The sequence below is a fragment of the Rhizorhapis sp. SPR117 genome (genome assembly GCF_021742065.1).
Map to the genome: position 1 here is coordinate 79,494 of NZ_JAKKIE010000008.1, position 17,225 is coordinate 96,718.

21 protein-coding genes are annotated in these 17,225 nt (G+C 57.3%); 9 read left to right on the forward strand and 12 right to left on the reverse strand.

Annotated features, from left to right (window positions below):
* Positions 1-62 precede the first annotated feature (62 nt).
* Both L3X40_RS05235 and L3X40_RS05240 read right to left on the reverse strand, forming a co-directional pair.
* A complete protein-coding gene (locus tag L3X40_RS05235) occupies positions 63-956 on the reverse strand; it encodes a LysR family transcriptional regulator (RefSeq protein WP_237364703.1) in 894 nt (297 codons plus the stop codon).
* 101 nt (positions 957-1,057) lie between these two features.
* Positions 1,058-1,543, reverse strand: coding sequence for an outer membrane protein assembly factor BamE (locus tag L3X40_RS05240; RefSeq protein ID WP_237364704.1), 486 nt, complete (start codon positions 1,541-1,543; stop codon positions 1,058-1,060).
* Positions 1,544-1,675: 132 nt separating this feature from the next.
* On the opposite strand from L3X40_RS05240, the gene L3X40_RS05245 reads away from it, so the two are divergent.
* The 3 genes from L3X40_RS05245 (at position 1,676) to L3X40_RS05255 (ending at position 4,779) form a co-directional block, all read left to right on the forward strand.
* On the forward strand, positions 1,676-2,191 hold the full coding sequence (locus L3X40_RS05245) for a ubiquinol-cytochrome C chaperone family protein (RefSeq protein ID WP_237364705.1): 516 nt from the start codon (positions 1,676-1,678) through the stop codon (positions 2,189-2,191).
* Positions 2,191-2,739: a DUF177 domain-containing protein gene (locus tag L3X40_RS05250; RefSeq protein ID WP_237364706.1), complete on the forward strand. Its 549-nt coding sequence runs from the start codon at positions 2,191-2,193 to the stop codon at positions 2,737-2,739. The genes L3X40_RS05245 and L3X40_RS05250 overlap by 1 nt, the downstream gene beginning before the upstream one ends.
* 105 nt (positions 2,740-2,844) lie before the next feature.
* Positions 2,845-4,779 (forward strand): putative bifunctional diguanylate cyclase/phosphodiesterase, encoded by a 1,935-nt coding sequence (locus tag L3X40_RS05255; RefSeq protein WP_237364707.1) that lies wholly within the window; start codon positions 2,845-2,847, stop codon positions 4,777-4,779.
* 15 nt (positions 4,780-4,794) lie between these two features.
* Here L3X40_RS05255 and L3X40_RS05260 read toward each other — a convergent pair whose 3' ends face one another.
* Positions 4,795-5,676: an SMP-30/gluconolactonase/LRE family protein gene (locus tag L3X40_RS05260; RefSeq protein ID WP_237364708.1), complete on the reverse strand. Its 882-nt coding sequence runs from the start codon at positions 5,674-5,676 to the stop codon at positions 4,795-4,797.
* Positions 5,677-5,766: 90 nt separating this feature from the next.
* Between L3X40_RS05260 and L3X40_RS05265 the strand changes: the two genes are divergently transcribed.
* Positions 5,767-6,216: an acyl-CoA thioesterase gene (locus L3X40_RS05265; protein WP_237364709.1), complete on the forward strand. Its 450-nt coding sequence runs from the start codon at positions 5,767-5,769 to the stop codon at positions 6,214-6,216.
* Between the two features lie 13 nt (positions 6,217-6,229).
* On the opposite strand, the gene L3X40_RS05270 is transcribed toward L3X40_RS05265, so the two are convergent.
* Positions 6,230-7,015 (reverse strand): crotonase/enoyl-CoA hydratase family protein, encoded by a 786-nt coding sequence (locus L3X40_RS05270; protein WP_237364710.1) that lies wholly within the window; start codon positions 7,013-7,015, stop codon positions 6,230-6,232.
* Between the two features lie 111 nt (positions 7,016-7,126).
* Here L3X40_RS05270 and L3X40_RS05275 point away from each other — a divergent pair, with 111 nt between their 5' ends.
* A complete protein-coding gene (locus tag L3X40_RS05275) occupies positions 7,127-7,750 on the forward strand; it encodes a response regulator transcription factor (protein WP_237364711.1) in 624 nt (207 codons plus the stop codon).
* Between the two features lie 7 nt (positions 7,751-7,757).
* Here L3X40_RS05275 and L3X40_RS05280 read toward each other — a convergent pair whose 3' ends face one another.
* The 5 genes from L3X40_RS05280 to argH are packed head-to-tail and all read right to left on the reverse strand — an operon-like array spanning position 7,758 to position 12,406.
* Positions 7,758-8,714 (reverse strand): zinc transporter ZntB, encoded by a 957-nt coding sequence (locus L3X40_RS05280; RefSeq protein WP_237364712.1) that lies wholly within the window; start codon positions 8,712-8,714, stop codon positions 7,758-7,760.
* Positions 8,711-9,481, reverse strand: a complete 771-nt coding sequence (locus L3X40_RS05285) for a precorrin-2 dehydrogenase/sirohydrochlorin ferrochelatase family protein (protein WP_237364713.1) — start codon at positions 9,479-9,481, stop codon at positions 8,711-8,713. The genes L3X40_RS05280 and L3X40_RS05285 overlap by 4 nt, the downstream gene beginning before the upstream one ends.
* A gap of 1 nt (position 9,482) precedes the next feature.
* Positions 9,483-10,745: a diaminopimelate decarboxylase gene (gene lysA, locus L3X40_RS05290; RefSeq protein ID WP_237364714.1), complete on the reverse strand. Its 1,263-nt coding sequence runs from the start codon at positions 10,743-10,745 to the stop codon at positions 9,483-9,485.
* Between the two features lie 33 nt (positions 10,746-10,778).
* The gene (locus L3X40_RS05295) at positions 10,779-11,024 is read right to left on the reverse strand and encodes a hypothetical protein (protein WP_237364715.1); all 246 of its coding nucleotides are present in this window, start codon (positions 11,022-11,024) and stop codon (positions 10,779-10,781) included.
* 8 nt (positions 11,025-11,032) lie between these two features.
* On the reverse strand, positions 11,033-12,406 hold the full coding sequence (argH, locus tag L3X40_RS05300) for an argininosuccinate lyase (protein ID WP_237364728.1): 1,374 nt from the start codon (positions 12,404-12,406) through the stop codon (positions 11,033-11,035).
* 19 nt (positions 12,407-12,425) lie between these two features.
* Between argH and L3X40_RS05305 the strand changes: the two genes are divergently transcribed.
* Complete coding sequence (locus tag L3X40_RS05305; protein ID WP_338331128.1) at positions 12,426-13,019, forward strand: TlpA family protein disulfide reductase; 594 nt, start codon at positions 12,426-12,428, stop codon at positions 13,017-13,019.
* A gap of 417 nt (positions 13,020-13,436) precedes the next feature.
* Here the strand turns inward: L3X40_RS05305 and L3X40_RS05310 are convergent, their stop codons facing one another.
* Positions 13,437-13,721, reverse strand: a complete 285-nt coding sequence (locus tag L3X40_RS05310; protein WP_237364717.1) for a hypothetical protein — start codon at positions 13,719-13,721, stop codon at positions 13,437-13,439.
* On the reverse strand, positions 13,721-14,215 hold the full coding sequence (locus L3X40_RS05315; RefSeq protein ID WP_237364718.1) for a hypothetical protein: 495 nt from the start codon (positions 14,213-14,215) through the stop codon (positions 13,721-13,723). The genes L3X40_RS05310 and L3X40_RS05315 overlap by 1 nt, the downstream gene beginning before the upstream one ends.
* A 355-nt stretch (positions 14,216-14,570) precedes the next feature.
* Here L3X40_RS05315 and L3X40_RS05320 point away from each other — a divergent pair, with 355 nt between their 5' ends.
* Entirely contained in the window at positions 14,571-14,873 is a 303-nt protein-coding gene (locus L3X40_RS05320) for a hypothetical protein (RefSeq protein ID WP_237364719.1), read from the forward strand.
* Positions 14,874-15,010: 137 nt separating this feature from the next.
* Here the strand turns inward: L3X40_RS05320 and L3X40_RS05325 are convergent, their stop codons facing one another.
* Entirely contained in the window at positions 15,011-15,673 is a 663-nt protein-coding gene (locus L3X40_RS05325) for a hypothetical protein (RefSeq protein ID WP_237364720.1), read from the reverse strand.
* Positions 15,674-16,334: 661 nt separating this feature from the next.
* Between L3X40_RS05325 and L3X40_RS05330 the strand changes: the two genes are divergently transcribed.
* Both L3X40_RS05330 and L3X40_RS05335 read left to right on the forward strand, forming a co-directional pair.
* Positions 16,335-16,613 (forward strand): hypothetical protein, encoded by a 279-nt coding sequence (locus L3X40_RS05330; RefSeq protein WP_237364721.1) that lies wholly within the window; start codon positions 16,335-16,337, stop codon positions 16,611-16,613.
* 3 nt (positions 16,614-16,616) lie between these two features.
* Positions 16,617-17,069: a hypothetical protein gene (locus tag L3X40_RS05335; RefSeq protein ID WP_237364722.1), complete on the forward strand. Its 453-nt coding sequence runs from the start codon at positions 16,617-16,619 to the stop codon at positions 17,067-17,069.
* Positions 17,070-17,225: the final 156 nt, after the last annotated feature.

Below are 17,225 nucleotides of genomic sequence, written 5' to 3' on the forward strand. Positions count from 1 at the left end.
TTGATAGCAGTTGTCAAATAGAGATAGGCAGTTCCTGATCGACAAAGGCTATCAACGTGACATCATTGGCGAAGGAAGTCAATTTTTCCGGATATCGCAAAGGCTGCCCGGGCAAGCGGGGAAAGCGGTTCGCGGTCAATGATGACAAGACCGACCTGATTGGCAGGAATGTTATCCGAAATGGGCAGGAGCAGCAGGTTCGGGTGAGCACTGACCATGGCGCTATGGCTGTCAGTGATAATAGCGGAAAGGCCGCCATCGGATACCATGGCGAGCAATGCGACATAGCTGTCCGCCGTGGCTACCGGTTCGACCGAAAGGCCGCGTTTGGCGAGGCACGCGTTCAATATGCGCCGGTTCTGCATGCCTTCGTGCAACAGGCACAGCCGGGTTTCAGCCGCTTGCGCCAGAGTTATTGAGGTCTGATCTGCGCAAGGACCATTCTTGTGCGTGGCGAAGATGAAATGTTCCGAATAGAGCGCGACACTGCGGACTTGTGCAGGCGGTTCACTGGACAGATAGGTGATGCCCGCATCCAGATCGCGGGCGACAAGACCCTGTTCGATTTCACGAGAGGTCATTGAACGGATATTGATCTGAAGACCCTGATGTGCGGCGGCAATGGCCTTTACCAGGCAACCCACAGAGGGCATGGCGGCAGGAATGGCGCCAAGGCGCAGCGTACCGCGCAGGGGACCCGCATCGCTGTTAAGGGCGCTCCGCATGGCCTGTTGGTCGGCAAGCATCTGCTGTGCAAAAGGCAGCACGGCATAGCCTTCTGGGCTTAGATCAATGAAGCGCCGGTCACGGATGACAAGACGCTGTCCCAGCATTTCCTCCAGTGCCGCCAGCCCCGCTGACAATGTGGGTTGGGCCACATGACAGGATTCGGCTGCCCGTGCAAAATGCCGCTCCCGGGCGAGGGCGACGAAATATTCAAGGTACCTTAACTGCATGCAAAGGTCATAGCATGATGACGTTGAGAGTCATCGGAAAGCCCAAGTGGCTTCTGAGCGTCAGAAATGCGGCATTGTCATTTTCATCCGGCTTTCTGGCATCAGGACCCGTTTGGTCCTGGCCCTGCCTCGCCTGCACCACCTGCAGCACCGACTGCGCCTATATTGCCGAAGATTTCCTGAAACAGTCCGCGATGCCGGCCCAGCGTTGGCGTCTTGTCGCCATCGGGGGAAATTTTGGAAGCCAGCTCCAGTCCGGTCTTGTCCACTGCAGTAACATTCCCAGCAGCATCGAAGCGGATGCGCAATACTGTCTGATTGGTCGGCTTGGGCTTGGAATAGGCCATCTGCCGGGTATCGCGCGCCACGTAAAACCATTCGCTCTCGTCGAACTGACCATCAAAACTGGGTCGGCCCAGTGTGCGTTCTACCGATTCCCGGTTATCAACGCCCGGTTGAATCGAATCGACCAACAGGTTATCGACGAGATAGCCCTGATGCGTGCGGACGCGTGCGCAGCCTGACGCGAGAGGCAAAAGGGCAAGCGCGCCTGTGACCATGGCGAACCGCGCAACCTTGTGGCGCATGAAAATCTCCTGAAACACGAATATAAAAGCAATACGGCCATTGCATTGGCAGTCCGGTCAATCAATATGGAATATCGCTTGGGTAAACAAGGCCCGGCGCAGTTTTCGGTAAATTCGGGCCATCACCAAACTATGTCCATATTTCGTCGCTTGTTTTCCAATGCCGATGTCCGTGACGAAATGCGGCCATTGTACCAGGCTGTTGTGGCCTATGCGCGTCAACCGCACTGGTATGCACGGGGGGGCGTTCCCGATACGCTGGATGGCCGTTTTGATATGATCGCGGCGATATTATCCGCTATTCTGTTGCGGCTGGAAACGCATCCGCAAGCACGGCAGCAAAGTGTCTGGCTGACCGAAATCTTTATCGATGACATGGATGGTCAGCTTCGTCAGATCGGTATTGGTGATATGATTGTGGGCAAACATATCGGCAAGATGATGAGTGCGCTTGGCGGTCGTCTTTCCGCCTATCGCACGGCATTTGCGGGTGTCGACTCGCTCGATGAAGCACTGGTTCGCAATCTATATCGCGGTGATCCGCCAGCCGCGGCGGAACGCGATCATGTGTCCTGTTCCTTGAGCGCGTTCTGGCAGGATATCGGCACCTGTGATGTGCCTGCGCTACTGGATGGGAAATTACCCTGATGACGATCCCCGATCCTGAGTTTTCGCGGATTGAGCGGCTGGATATGCTGGGCCGGGGCGGCGATCCGGTTCGGATTGAGGCTGATCCGCAAGAGCGCGAGGCGTTGCGCCAGCGCTTCGGACTCGTGGAACTGCACCGGCTGGCCGCCGAATATATTCTTGCGAGGGAAGCCAAGGTTCTTGCAACGTCCGACGGATCGATCATGGCCAGAGGGCGGATTGAGGCCGATCTGGTTCAGGCTTGCGTCGCAACGGGTGCGCCGGTCCCTGAACGCATCCACCAGCCCTTCACAATTCGTTTTGAACCGACGAACGCGGAATCTGATCCTGACACTGAAATCGAACTCAATGCCGATGATTGCGACATTATTTTCTTTTCCGGCGATCAGATCGATATGGGCGAAGCCGTTGCCGAGACGTTGGCGTTGACCATGGATCCTTATCCCAGATCGAAGAACGCGGATCGGGCGTTGCGTGAAGTCGGCGTGTTGAAAGAGGAAGATGCCGGGCCTTTCGCAAAACTCCGCGAATTGACCAAGAAAAGCTGACCTGCATATCCTGAGATCTATTTGTTTTATCAGGATGAAATCAATTCCTTAACTTTTTATCCCTAGATTTTTCCCATGCGGAGGGTGTGGACCAGGATTGTCGGCTTGATACGGCCCCTGCCGGAAAAAGCGTTGCAGGGTGAACTGCAGCGTCGGCAATATGAGGTCCTCAAGGCCAACATTCCTACGATGTATACTATCATCCTGATCCAGCTTGCGGCCTGGATGATAGGGCGCGACCCGGATTTGCCGCCCTTGACGACTCTTTATTTACCGGCGGTGCTGACGGCTATCATTGTCGTTCGCATGACCATTTGGCTCAACCGGCGAGATGGGAATCCAGATCCCGCGACTATCAAGATTCGTATCCGTTCCACCGTGATATCCGCATGGGCATTGAGCATACTTATGGGCGGCTATGGCCTTTCCATCCTGTTTTCGGTCGATCCCGATCACCAGGGTTTGGTGCTGTTGTTCCTCAGCCTCGGCGCTGTCGCTGGCGGTTATTGCCTGGCCGCCCTTCCTTCGGCAGCTTTGCCCACGCTTCTGGTCGGTGTTATGCCGGTCGCTGTGCCATTGTTGGTCAGCGGAGAAAAACTGCGCATAGCCATTAGCATTGACATAGTGCTGACCTGCCTGATCGTGCTGCGCATGATAGTGGTTCAGTATCGGGAATTCGTTGCCAACATCGTAGCTCAGGCACGCGAAAAGCAGTTGGCGCAAAGTGATGCCCTGACCGGGCTGCCCAATCGTCGGGCCTTCATGGAACATTTGCAGGAAAAAATTGCCCAGGCGGACAATAGCGAACGGTTCGTGCTGTTGATGATCGACCTGAATGGATTCAAGCCGATCAACGATAATTACGGTCACCGTCTAGGGGATCAGCTATTGGTGCAGATCGCGCAAAGACTCGGTCGATCTGGTGGCCCACAATGCTTTGCCGCGCGCTTGGGCGGGGATGAATTTGCCGTAGTGGGGGCTGGTATTGCCAGTCCGCCGGACGCCATCGAACTCGCCAGAAGCATCATGGAGATTTTCTCGCAACCTTTCTGTGTAGAAGGCGTAACGGTCACTTTGTCGGCCTGCATTGGTTTTGCGCTTTTCCCTGATGACGCGCGGGATGATATTTCCCTGATTTCCAACGCTGATCTGGCTCTGTATCGCGGCAAGAAAAGCGGCGGCACTCACATTGTCCACTATGATTCCAACATCAAGATGCAGACGAAGCGCGCCATGCAGCTGGAACAGGCCATGGGCCTAAAGGATGGAATTTCGGAAGTGGACGTGGTGTATCAGCCGATCGTCGATCTCGCGAATGGCACTGTCCTGCGCTTCGAGGCGCTGGCCCGCTGGACCGACCCGGATCTGGGCGATGTCAATCCGATGGAATTCATCAGCGCTGCCGAACGCACCGGCAAAATATCGCGCATGTCGGAACGTATTTTTGACAAAGCATTGCTGGCCGCCGCATCCTGGCCGCTGGATATTGGTCTGTCGATGAATCTCAGCCCGGTTCAACTGCACAATCCGTCGACGCCTTTGCTGTTGGCCCGGCTGTTCGATTTTTACCGTTTTGATCCCGCCAGAATGGAAATCGAAATTGCTGAAGCGGCATTCCTGAACGACTTTGATACTACCCGGTTGACCGTTCAGTTGCTGCGCGAAATCGGCGTCCGGATTGTGCTGGATAACTTCGGCACCGGTTTCGCTTCCGTCGGTTACCTTAAGGAAATTGCCTTCGATCATGTGAAGATCGATGGCCAGTTGATACGCGACGTGGATGTTTCCCCGCCATCGCAGTTACTGGTCGCGGGCATCGTCCAGTTGTGCGGAGCGATGGGCGTGAAATGCACTGCCGAGCAAATCGAACGAGAGTCGCAGCGGAGCATGCTGCGCCAACTGGAATGCGAACGAGGACAAGGCTATTTGTTCGGTCGTCCGATGAGCGCAGATAAAGTTCTGAACGGGTTCAGTGCGCCTGGGAGCGGACGCCAGTTTTCGGCCCTTCTCGCCTTTCCCAAAACGAAGCGGGCGGTGTAAGCCCCAGCGGTCGGTTCAGCCGGTGCCGAAGGGTGTTTCCGGCATGCCCGCCACTTCGACATCAAAGCAGAAAATGCCGCCTGAAAATGGTTCCTGGGCAAGTATTTCGGGCGAGAGGCCTGTGCGGGCGGTCGTTACATAGGCGGTTCGCAAATCCGGTCCGCCCAGTGCAATCATCGTAGGGCGTTTCGCCGGCAATGCGACCTGCGCCAATATCTCGCCTTGTGGTGAAAGGCGGACGACACGGCCCCCATCGAACAATGCGGTCCAGTAACATCCCTCGACATCGACGCAGGCGCCATCGGGCCGGCCTTTGCCCATAGGGAATTGGTGAAATATGCGGCAATGAGAGAGCGTGCCCGCCGTCTCATCATAGTCATAGACGCGCACGGTATGGCTGGGCGTGTCGGTATGATAGAAATGCTTGCCGTCAGGCGAAAAAGCCGCGCCGTTGCATGTCAGCATGCCGCCCTCCACCTGCGTGACCGTTCCATCGGAATCCAGGCGATAAAGCGCCGCGTCATGGGCAGATTTCAGCATGTTGACACTGCCCGCCCAAAACCGGCCATGGCGGTCAGTACGTCCATCATTGAAGCGCAGATCGGGGCTGCCAGAAAAAATCTGTTCGCCAAAGGGTTCAGGCTGCGCATCGAAATGGGCGAGGCGCGCAAAGCCATCCTTCATCGCCAGCATCAGTCCGCCCTCCTTCATGAAGGCGAAGCATCCAATCGGTGACTGGAACGTCCGGCATTCGTCCTGGCTCGTCACGGGATCAAGACGATGGAGCTCGTTGCGGGCGATGTCTACCCAGTACAGACGCTTTTCTGCTTCATGCCAACGCGGCCCTTCGCCAAGCTCGGCCCGGGCGTCCAGCAGCAATCGTGGGGTCTGTGTCATAACCGCCTCATACCGGGAATATTATGTCAGATCATTTGCAAAACGCCTACCGCTGGTTATGCCGTCATATATGGAAAGGAAAGGTGGGACATGGCGAAACCCGATAGCTGGCGGCTCGATATAGACAATTATCCTTTTCAGGTCAGCCTTGACACCCGGTATCAGGATCTGGACGTCATGGGCCATGTCAACAATGTTGCGTTGGCCGGTCTGTTTGAAACTGGACGCATCCGCTTTCACAATTCGCTTGGACGCCATCCCAGAGACAAGGGCGTCCGCTGGCTGGTTGCGGCGGTCAATCTTGCCTTTGTGGATGAAGCGCATTTACCTGACCCCATTATTATTGCGAGCGGCATCGGCCACATCGGCAACACCAGCTGGCATATCCTGTCTGCTGCTTTTCAGCATGGCGAATGCGTTGCTGTGTGTGACACCGTTGTTGTGACGCACGGTGCAGAGGGACGCAGGATCATTGATCCTGAAGTGCGAGAAATGATGCAGGCACATCTTGCACAGCCAAAGCAGATGGCTCAGTCATAACCGAAAAGCTGGCTTAATCGGAAAAAACCGGCGCACGCTTTTCCATATTTGCGGTAACGGCTTCTTTCTGGTTGGGACGGCTGAACAAGGCCATCTGTTCGCGGCTTTCGGCAAGAAGGACATCGGCCAAGTCCTTATCCTGTGACAGATCGAAAAGCCGTTTGGCCGCGCGGATGGCATCGGGATTTTTCGCCGCTATGTTCCGCGCCATGGTCATAGCCGTTGCGTGCGGTGTATCGGACAGGTGAGTGATCAGGCCAAGCGCCTGCGCTTCGGCGGCTTCGACCTGACGACCGCTGTAAACAAGATCGCGGAGGACATCGCCGCGCACCAGGCCGCGTGTAAGAACGAAGCCGCCCATGTCGGGGACGACACCCCATTTGATTTCCATGACTGAAAGCTTCGTGTCTGGGGCGGCAATGCGAATGTCTGCGCCCAGCGCGATTTGCAGACCGCCGCCAAAGCAGACGCCGTGAATTGCCGCTATGACCGGCACGGGCAGTTCGCGCCAGAGCATTGCCGCGTGTTGGAAGATGTTGGAAATGCCATGGCTGCGCTGCATCAGGTCGCCCGCCGTCTCGGCAATGGCGGAAAAGCTGGTAAGATCAAGCCCGGCGCAAAAGGCGCGACCTTCGCCAGACAAAACAACGGCGTGCAAGCCCTGTATGGACCGTAGCGTATCGCCTGCTGAAACTATTCCATCGAGCAAAGCGGGATCGAGCGCGTTCATCTTATCAGGACGGTTGAACCGGACATCTGCTACGCCGTCTTCAATAACGATATTTATACGATCATTCATGGGTTTCTCCATCTGGCCAGCTTAGGATCATGGTTGCGGCGTGGCTACGGCGTTAACCATTTGTAAGGGCCTTAAGCATAGCATTTCAGCAGCTTTCAACAGGTGGACCTCATGCAGATATTCAAGCGAGAGAAGGCGCAGGACCTTTCGGGCGACAAAACGGGACCGGCTGCCGGACAGCGGCGGACCCGGTTGCTGGTCGTCGATGAGGACCCTATCGCACTGAGTGTCATGGCGCGGCGCTTGTCGCACCGGGGGCATGATGTGGTTCTGGCCGAAAATGGCATTGTCGCTTTAAGCTTGATGCAGGCGCAGCGGTTCGATCTGATCATTATCGATATGATGATGGCGATGCTGTCGGGTATCGACACCATGAAGAAAATGAAGGCTTCAGGCCTGCTGGGCAATGCCGCGATCATGATGATTTCCGGTCGTTCCGATAGCCATGCAGCGGTCGAGGCCCTTGCCGAGGGGGCCGATGAGCATATCGTCAAGCCTTTCGATTTTGACGTGCTCGATGCCCGGATTCGTCATCTGGTTCACCGGGCCGAACAGATGAGTCTGCTCATCCGGCACAATGATCAGCTTGATGCCCGAATTGCGCGGCGTGCGGTCGAATTGGGTGAAACCAGGGCGGAGCTGGAAGAACTGCACGCCGATCGGGCACGGCTGGTCGCGTCCATCCAGTCACTCCATGATGAATTGCAGCGAGTAAGCGCCGCGATGCAGCACTGATTCGGATTCATCTGTTCACCCAGCGCGTACTGGCGAACCATAAGCCGACGGCGCCTGCAATCAGGGCGCAAAAACCTATCACGCCCCAAAAAGCCCAAGGCTCATGGGCATAGGGGATGCCCTCGACATTCATGCCGAGAAGGCCGGTGACGAATGTGACCGGCAGAAAAATAAGCGCTACAATGGATATAAGCAGAGAACGGCGATCAAGCTGTTCGGCGCGAAGGTCCGTCAGTTCTTCATGCGCCAATGCCGCGCGTTCACGGACAGCCTCCAGTTCCTCGGCCATGCGGGCGCATCGATCGGCGGCTTCGCGCAGGTGGACATGGTCGACATCGTCAAGCCAGGGCAAATCCGTCTGGGAAATGCGGTCGAGTGCCTGACGCTGGGGCGCGATGAAACGGCGGTAACCGATGGCCTGCGATCGGATTTCCGCGACCTGACGCCTTAAACTTGTAGGCGGGTTTCCGTCCAGTTTGCTCTCTATATCGTCCAGCCGGTCGCCCAAGCTGGCGACATCAGGATCAAGCGAGTCCGTGATTTCATCGGCAATGGCGGCGATCAGGTCGCCGGGATCGAGTATCTGCCCGCTCAGAAATCGGTCGGCTACGGGCCGGTAAGCGGTGATGCTGCGGAAACTGACGGTAATGACACGGCCCCTTTCCGCCCATATGCGGATGGACACCAAAGGGTCGGGGTCGTCCTCTGGCGTTGAACCAAGGCCGCGCAGGTTGATAAGCGCACCGCCATCCATCACCGTACAGCGCGGGCGGGTTTCATGCGCGAACAGGGCGGAACGCGCCGTCAATGGGATTGCGGCATCGGCCTCGATCAACGGTCGAGAGTTTTCATCGCGCCCGTCGAGATGTAGCCACAGAAAATCATGGCCGCCGACAGGACTCTGGATCTGCGCCTCGCTGATCCTTTGCGGTTGACCATTGTGTATGATGAAGCCGCCGATCATTTATTCCATCGCACATAGAGTGACAGGCCGGGGCGGGCCTTGGTGGGTGCCTCGCTGACGGGAATGCGAACCGCGTCCGCCCTGGCTCGATTCAATATGGCTGCCGGGATGTCGGGCCAGTGATAGAGAGTATCGGCTTGGCCAAGTAATCTGGCGGCACGCAATGTCAGATCGTCCGGGTCGGTCGATGCAAGCGGAATTTCGACGAAATCGTCAGCTATTGTCGGCTGCTTCCCTGATAGCCACTTTTCAACGGCGTCTGCATCCTGCGGCACAAAGGGGTCGACAGGTCCATTCTCTGCCAGCGCTGTATCAATGGCTCTCCGCCGGTTCGCGGCATCGGGCCAGCGCGCTTTCATGGCGGCGCGAGCATCCTTGAGCGCCATCGCCAGACCGCCAAGGCCGGGAGGGAGGAACTGTTCAAGCCGCTGACGGAGTGTCTTGGCAAGACCCGCTGAAGCCCCGCCTGTGCCAATCGCGATAAGCACCGGATCGCGATCGACGATGGCCGGCAGGGTGAAGTCGCAGTGATCCGGCCTGTCCACAGCGTTGACCAATATGCCGCGCCCCTTCAATCGTGCGATGGCAGCCAGCGCCGTTTCTTCTTCCTCGATAGCGACAATGGCCAGGGCGGCTTCGTGCGTTTCGCTGACAATTCGGGCCCCTGAGCGGCGGAGCAGCCGCGCCTTTGCTTCTGCTGCCTCACCTTCACCCAGCAGGATCACGGGTCGATCCTGAAGGCGAAGGAAAAGCGGCAGGCTGTGCATCCTACCGCACCCAATCCGGGATGATGTCGCCTTCGATCAAGGTTTCAATCGGCGGGCGTTGGCGCACCACGGCCCATTTGTCGCCGGAGACCAGCACTTCGGGGGTCAACGCGCGGCTGTTATAGGTGTTGGCCATGGTCGCACCATAAGCGCCCGCCGTCATGAAGGCCAAGAGGTCGCCAGCTTGCACGACGTCCATTTCACGGTTCTTTGCAAAGGTATCGCCGCTTTCGCAGACCGGACCGACAACCGTGGCGGATGTCTGCTTGCCGCGTGGCTTGATGGCGCGAATATCGTGCCATGCATCATACAGGCTGGGACGAAGCAGGTCATTCATGGCTGCATCGACAATGACGAAGGGCTGCGTCGCACCCTGCTTTACGCGGATGACTTCGGTCAACAGGGCGCCTGCATTGCCGACGATCACCCGGCCCGGTTCAAAAACCATCCGGACATTCCAGTCCTGCACAATGCGCTTGACCATTTCGCCGTAGATAGCCGGGAGCGGAGGCACGGGCAGAGAGGAGTCATAGGGCACGCCCAATCCGCCGCCCAGATCCGCCGTGCGAATGTCATGCCCCTCATCGCGCAGATCTTCTATCAACACGCCCAGTTTTTCAAAGGCGAGGGCAAGCGGGGTAAGGTCGGTAAGCTGGCTGCCGATATGGATGGCGACGCCCTGCACATCGAGCCCCGCCAGTTGTGCCGCGCGGTCATAGCTGGCGATCGCGCGCTCATAGGGAATACCGAACTTGTTTTCAGATTTTCCAGTGGAGATTTTCTCGTGCGTTCCGGCATCGACATCCGGGTTGATGCGATAGGCGACAGGTGCAACCTTGTTCATCGACAGTGCGATTTCGGAGAGCATTTCGGCCTCCTGCTCGCTCTCAAGATTGAACTGGAAAATACCAAGGTCCAGCGCCAGCCGCATCTCATCGGCGGTTTTGCCGACGCCCGAAAAGACGATTTTACCAGGTTCAATCCCCGCTGCCACCGCGCGGCGAAGCTCACCGGCAGACACCACGTCGGCGCCCAGGCCGAGTCGTGCCAGTGTCGCCAACACCGCTGCGTTGGGATTGGCCTTTACTGCAAAGGCAACCAGCGGATCCGGCAATGGCGCCAATGCCTCCTGAAACACGCGGACGTGTCGTTCCAGCGTCGCTGTCGAATAGACATAGACAGGCGTACCGACGGCTTGCGCAATCGTGCCCATCGGCACCTGTTCGACATGCATCACGCCGTTCTTGTATTCAAAATGGTTCATCGGGGTTCCGTGGGGAATAAGAGCATGGAAGGTTTAGCCCGGAGGCGGCAGGTCGAATTCGTCTTGTTCGCGTTTTTCGGATTTTTTCAACAATTCATCGCTTCGACCCGGCTGCGCCTGCGTCGATGGTTCCATCAATTCGGTTGGCGTGGGCACCGTTTCAGCGGCGCGAGGTTTGGGCGGAAGACTATGGCCTTCGGGCGGTGTCAGCGGAACACGACTGCCACAGGCGGCAAGGACCAGAGGCAGGGCAAGCAAGAACCAGAAAGGGGTACGCATGGGGCCTGTCATCCAATGTTCAGTTCGGCGCGGGCGGCCTTGATCTGTTCGCCTACCCGATCGGGCGATGTGCCACCATGGCTTTTACGGCTGGCAACCGACGCATCGATGGTGAGGACGTCAAACACCCGCGCATCGATCCGCGCGTCGATCGCCTGCAATGTAGGCAATGGCAGGTCGGCAAGTGGCTTGCCCTCTGTTTCGGCTATCTTCACTACGCGGCCGGTAATGTGGTGTGCCTCGCGGAAGGGCACATCGGCTTCGCGCACCAGCCAGTCGGCCAAATCGGTCGCGGTGGCAAAACCGCTTTCCGCCAGCGCGCGCATCCGATCGGTACGGAAGGTAACCGTGCCCACCATGCCGGTCATCGCGGCGATGGACAGACCCAGCAGGTCATGCGCTTCGAATACCGGCGGCTTGTCGTCCTGCATATCCTTTGAATATGCAAGCGGCAGGCCCTTCATGGTGATGACCAGAGCTGTCATGCAGCCGGCGATTCGTCCGGCATGGCCGCGCACCAGTTCGGCCGCGTCGGGATTGCGTTTTTGCGGCATGATTGAACTGCCCGTCGAATAGGCGTCGGGCAGCGACACGAAACCGAAAGGCTGGCTCGCCCAGATGATGAATTCTTCGGCCAGACGCGACAGATGCAGACTGCATTGCGTCGCCGCCATTAGATAATCGAGGGCAAAGTCGCGATCCGATACGCTGTCGAGGCTGTTGTCTGTTGGCTTGGCGAAATCGAGCGCCGCTGCCGTCGCGTGCCGGTCGATGGGAAAGCCTGTGCCAGCCAATGCTGCGCTGCCCAGCGGGCACTGGTTCATCCGCGCCCGCGCATCGGCAAAGCGGGAACGATCGCGACGAATCATTTCATAATAAGCCATCAGATGATGGCCGAGCGTCACCGGCTGCGCCGATTGAAGATGGGTGAATCCAGGCATGACGCTGGCGGTGTGTTCCCCGGCACGGGTGACGAGTGCGATTTGCAATGCCTTCAGCCCTGCATCCACCATGTCGATGGCGTCGCGCACCCACAGGCGGAAATCCGTCGCAACCTGATCATTGCGCGAACGTGCCGTATGCAGGCGTCCCGCTGCTGGTCCCACGATTTCGGCCAGCCGTGCCTCGACATGCATATGGATGTCTTCAAGGTCCAGATTTTCAGTAATGCCATCCGCTGCGAATTCGGCTGCAATCTGATCCAGACCCGCACTGATCGCAGCGGCGTCGTCCGCGGAAACAATGCCTTGCTGCGCCAGCATGGCGACATGCGCCTTCGATCCGGCAATGTCCTGTCGCCATAAACGCTTGTCGAATGGGATGGAGGCATTTATCTCGCGCATCACCGAAGCCGGGCCTTCAGCGAAGCGCCCGCCCCACATGCTGTTGGAGCCTGCCGTCGTGCGATGCGTAATTGCCATTCTCCTGCTTGCCACACTGCCCGTACTATTAAGCGCTTGCGATAAGCAATCGGCGGGCGCGGGGCAAGAGAATGCGCAAGGCGCGGCTGCACCAAAGGAAGAAAAAGCGTCGAACAGCGAATCCGGCGGCAGCTTCACCATCGACACCAGTCATGCCGGAGAGGCAGCGCCCGATTTCACTTTCGAAGGCCCCGATGGCGGGGATGTGATGCTGGCCGACTTCAAGGGCAAGCCGCTGCTTGTCAATCTGTGGGCTACGTGGTGCGGCCCATGCGTGCTGGAAATGCCGACGCTGGACCAACTGGCGATCGATCATAATGGCAAGCTGCAGGTCGTCGTGATCTCGCAGGACAGCCAGGGTCGGGCAAAAGTCGATCCTTTTTTCAAGGAACGCAAGTTCGCCGCGTTGCAACCTTATATTGACGCCGAGAACCAGTTCGGTTTTCACTATGGATCTGGCTTGCTGCCGACAACGGTGCTGTATGATGCGGAGGGCAAGGAAGTGGCGCGGGTGCTGGGCGCGCTGGATTGGCGGGGGAAGGAAGCGACGGAACTGATTGCCGCCGCGCTTTAGGGCGCTTTCAACTTCTTGCGTATGACCTGCAGATTACGGTTTGATTTTCAATAAAGGCACCCCGGCGCGTACCTCTTTGATCCTTTAAACAATCCATGCCCCCGGCATGGCCTGTTTAAAGGATGGTGGGCGATGACGGGCTCGAACCGCCGACATTCTCGGTGTAAAATAGTGAAATATAATTATCATAAATTATCATAAAATTACATGATCGATGTACAAGTGACGTAAATCCGCCATTGTCGATGGATATTGCATTACAGGTCCATACGGGGGCACACACCAAGATACGGGCTCTCTGTGTACACGGCTGGATACACGGAAAACTCAGCAAGGCGATCCTCCGTCAACGGCAGCAATTCGCCCATCTCAGTCGTTCTGGTTAGAATGAGCCGGCCCCGAAAGCTGCCGGTCGTCTCATGTTCCGAAGCCGTCGCCTCCAAGGAGATTGTTGTTCCTCACCTTGATGCTGTCGGGAACGGTCGAGTTGTAGGCTGCGACAAAATCGGGGAAATACACATCATCCCATTCTGCCGAAGCATCCGCCGGCCGACCCATTTCGTCGTGAAGCTTCAACAATGTGAACCAATTGTTTAGAAGCCCACTAAAGTGACAGATATTCCACGTTAACTCCACGAACATCGCGTCGACATACGCATCGACATAGGAATTGTCGCGCGGACCACTGGGGGCGTCGCGCATTAATTCAGTGTCAGCAGCGTGTAGCTTTGAATGATCTGTCCTTTGACGAAGGCTCGTCGGGGCTTCCCACTGCCGTCGAGCAGCGGCTTGGCGTCGATGGCATTCTTTATGTACCAGCCTAGATACATGTTGAGGGGTGATTTCTTAGCGACGCCCGTCTTCAAAATGTCGTCATCGCCAATCAAGTTTGCGTATAGTAGCCTAATATCGGGATTCTCCGTCATGTCCTGGATTACCGTCAGGGTGAAGTGCTCGGTGAACCGCCCTTGGTCGAATATCTGGCGCGCTAAATCCTGTGCAATTGTGAAAAACTGATCCATCATTTCCAACTCCCTTCTCCGTTCCTCAGGAAGAAACTCGTAAACCGCCTGCTCAATCGCGTTCTGCATGAATGTGGCAGCCTCCACGCCTCTCGCTGACGCTGCCTTCAGTACTGCAGCGTGTACGTCGGGCTTAAGGCGCAGCGACGCTCGGATCGTATTGTTGGTTGTCATACAGGACTCCTAACAGGGTGCGGTCAAATGTGTATAACGCCCGGGATCGAATGTCAACACGGTGCCGTCAAATGTTGATTTGCAAAAACGGTCGCGCCATCTCTGGTGAATTTGCACGCTCATAAACTGGACGGGAGCCACGACGAGTCTGAAGAATGGGCTTTTTTAACTCGGCCCGGACAATAGGGGCGAATATTCTGATGTCTGATTGGCCGCGCGGCTTCAGACAGATTTCCCCCCGCGGTGCACGGCGGACGCTTACGGCATCCCGAGCATGTTTGCGTTGGGGCACAGGTGCATTTGTACCCTATATGTTCCATAATCACGACCCTAGCGAGTCGACGGAGCAAACCATATGAGCCGCTTCACGGTGGACGGATCGAAGCAGGCGACCAATCTCTTTGAGGCCGCCGCCTGGCAATATGCCGTCCGCGTTTCCTGTGGATGGTGCACGCATATGGCAGTTTTCGATCCTCACGCGCTCTGGTGGCTGTTCCACCGTAAAGGGTGGGACGACCGCCTTCCAGCCGCAGCAAGGCGTTTCGTTTGCATCCCGTGTCGGCAGAACTGGCAGATGCAGGCAAAGGGTGCCGCACGCATATCGCTTGTGCGGGAAGCGCCCACGGTCACCTCCCTTCCTCTTGCCGCCGGAGCATGAATGGAAGAAGGCCATCAACCGTTTTCGCTCTTGATTGCCTTTAGTCGCTGCTGTGGCATCATCTCCTCATGTGCAACCTCTATCGCGGACCAAGTTATAGGCCATGTCGGCAGCACCCGGTCTGGCGCGGGTGCGCATTATCTGCACCACCAGTACGACGACGAGAAGAAACTGGCCCTCGAGACTTGGTCGGAGCATGTGGTTGGGTTGATCGAACCCAAATAGCGGTCTGACCTCACCTGACCCGCCCTGACGCGACTGCCGTCTGCACCACCTCGTCTCGCGCTTTTGACTGTTTTCAATCCACGTTTCGCATGCTCATCCCAATTGAATTTGTTCACTGCTTCGGTGAACAGTCGGCCAAGTTCAAATGCCTCATCTGCAGCGAGTGCTGGGACCAGCGGACCGCTTTGTGTGATCCGATCATTTATTTGTGAGAGCAACAGATTGATTTGCTGCGCGTACCATTCAGGATCTTCCCGTTCCTGCCAATTAGGGAAGCAGTATTTACCGGCTGCAGCATGGCAGCATCGCGGATTGTTCAGGCCTGGACAAATGTGGCTGCGACGAAAAAAGTCTTCGAACGCGCTTATGATCATATTGCGGTTTTCAGTCCATGGCAGCGGCATGTTTTGGATGAAATCTGGATTATCGCGAACGTTCAGAGATATTTGGATCGTCTCGGAAATTGTGCTTCCGACAGTCCGATGGCGAGCAAGATGAGCCTTATCGCCGAAGGCATCGATTTTTGCCTTCTTGATCGCGGCCTCGGTCCGCCTGACTGCTTCGTCTTCGTCCATAATCGTCTCGGTTGCTGAAGATGCATCGGCAATAATACGGTTATTCGCGACCGTGTGAACGGAAAATGGCGCCTTTCGTATACACAGCTGGATACACGAAATAGGCTTACCCCCTTAAGGCCGCGGAAAACCGCGATCGAACGGCCACGACCCTCTGCCCCTTTAGCATGCAATCGATCGCCGGAACGTCACGGCACGTTCCGGCGATGGCCAGTAACTGGGCGCAGATTATGACGACGCGGTCGAGACGGGTTTCCGGATAGGTCTCGGGCGTGTGTGCCGGGTCAGTACCGCCCAGTGCCTCGATGCCTCCCGCGAATACCTTCGCAGGCCTCCCCGGCAGGACTGGAGCCCGGACGGGCCTCGGTGCCGTCTCGCAGTCTCAGGTGTGTGTCCGCGGTTCCACTGGACTCGTCGGTGCTACATACCCATTTTCTGGTGGCCGCTCTGACATCCTGACACCTATGACACCATTTCCGTCTTTCTCCGTCGTCATCCTCACCGGAGGATCGGAAGATTTCCTCCGCGCCGCTACCAATATAAAAATAACCCTACTTTATGTCAGGGTGTCAGAGGGTATTTGGCAAGGGGCAGAGCACTGCACAGGGATACGCCGAACGCCTGAGGCGATCGGCGACGATTGCGAAAGGAGCATGACAGTATGAGCAAGGATGATGACAAGGGGCGCGGCAGCGATGATCGACTGACCCTTACGATCGGCACGCCCAAGGGTCCGTTCACCGCCGATTTCGCCAAGACCGCCAAGGTCTCGGACGTGATTGAAGCGGCGATCAAACGGATGAAGCTAAGTGGCGCGCCCGAGGATTTCGAGGTCTTCCATGGAGACCAGGAATTCAAGCCGGTCACGCGTACGCTCGTCAGCTTCGGGTTGGCCGATGGCGACAAGCTGCTCCTCGCGGCGCAGGGCGAAGGCGTCTAGTCGGTGGTCACGGCAACCGACCTCATCGTCGAGGAGGAGTTGGCCAAGCTCACGGCCAATGCGGGCGAGATGAGCTGGTCATTGGCGGTCCTCGACGGCGGCGCTTTTGTGTTGGGCGTTCCCGCCAGGGACGGCTCCATGCTGTTCTGGCGCTGCGAGACCGATCGTTACCCGACCTGGCCCCCGGCATGGCACTGGGCGAATGCGACCGGGGACGTGATCGACGTGTCATCGGTGACCGGCATCGGCGGTAATTTCTTCCATGGCAATGGCGTTGTCTGCGCGCCCTGGAATCGGCTGGCCTACAAGGCGATCGACGCACGCGGTCCCCATGGGGACTGGACGATCGGGGACTGGCTGACCAACAGCCGCACGGGTCGATGCACGACTTTGTCCGCGATGGCCGCGCGCCTCGCCGTAGAGGCGACACATCGTTTTAAGCGGAGGATGGCATGACTTTCAAGTGGCTGTCGCGCCTGCTGTTTCGCCAACCACGCTTGTCAACGTCGGGGTAAAATTGTGCAAGATTCCGGTTTAAAACTGTACCAGTTGGATTGAACAAAAAGCCTCAGATCGAGGCGGTGCTTTCATCTGCTGTGCTGAACGGTCTGG

Coding starts and splice junctions, on each gene's coding strand:
- L3X40_RS05235 (WP_237364703.1), bottom strand. CDS start 956: ATGCAGTTAAGGTACCTTGAATATTTCGTCGCCCTCGCCCGGGAGCGG.
- L3X40_RS05240 (WP_237364704.1), bottom strand. CDS start 1,543: ATGCGCCACAAGGTTGCGCGGTTCGCCATGGTCACAGGCGCGCTTGCC.
- L3X40_RS05245 (WP_237364705.1), top strand. CDS start 1,676: ATGTCCATATTTCGTCGCTTGTTTTCCAATGCCGATGTCCGTGACGAA.
- L3X40_RS05250 (WP_237364706.1), top strand. CDS start 2,191: ATGACGATCCCCGATCCTGAGTTTTCGCGGATTGAGCGGCTGGATATG.
- L3X40_RS05260 (WP_237364708.1), bottom strand. CDS start 5,676: ATGACACAGACCCCACGATTGCTGCTGGACGCCCGGGCCGAGCTTGGC.
- L3X40_RS05265 (WP_237364709.1), top strand. CDS start 5,767: ATGGCGAAACCCGATAGCTGGCGGCTCGATATAGACAATTATCCTTTT.
- L3X40_RS05270 (WP_237364710.1), bottom strand. CDS start 7,015: ATGAATGATCGTATAAATATCGTTATTGAAGACGGCGTAGCAGATGTC.
- L3X40_RS05275 (WP_237364711.1), top strand. CDS start 7,127: ATGCAGATATTCAAGCGAGAGAAGGCGCAGGACCTTTCGGGCGACAAA.
- L3X40_RS05280 (WP_237364712.1), bottom strand. CDS start 8,714: ATGATCGGCGGCTTCATCATACACAATGGTCAACCGCAAAGGATCAGC.
- L3X40_RS05285 (WP_237364713.1), bottom strand. CDS start 9,481: ATGCACAGCCTGCCGCTTTTCCTTCGCCTTCAGGATCGACCCGTGATC.
- lysA (WP_237364714.1), bottom strand. CDS start 10,745: ATGAACCATTTTGAATACAAGAACGGCGTGATGCATGTCGAACAGGTG.
- L3X40_RS05295 (WP_237364715.1), bottom strand. CDS start 11,024: ATGCGTACCCCTTTCTGGTTCTTGCTTGCCCTGCCTCTGGTCCTTGCC.
- argH (WP_237364728.1), bottom strand. CDS start 12,406: ATGTGGGGCGGGCGCTTCGCTGAAGGCCCGGCTTCGGTGATGCGCGAG.
- L3X40_RS05310 (WP_237364717.1), bottom strand. CDS start 13,721: ATGCGCGACGCCCCCAGTGGTCCGCGCGACAATTCCTATGTCGATGCG.
- L3X40_RS05315 (WP_237364718.1), bottom strand. CDS start 14,215: ATGACAACCAACAATACGATCCGAGCGTCGCTGCGCCTTAAGCCCGAC.
- L3X40_RS05320 (WP_237364719.1), top strand. CDS start 14,571: ATGAGCCGCTTCACGGTGGACGGATCGAAGCAGGCGACCAATCTCTTT.
- L3X40_RS05325 (WP_237364720.1), bottom strand. CDS start 15,673: ATGGACGAAGACGAAGCAGTCAGGCGGACCGAGGCCGCGATCAAGAAG.
- L3X40_RS05330 (WP_237364721.1), top strand. CDS start 16,335: ATGAGCAAGGATGATGACAAGGGGCGCGGCAGCGATGATCGACTGACC.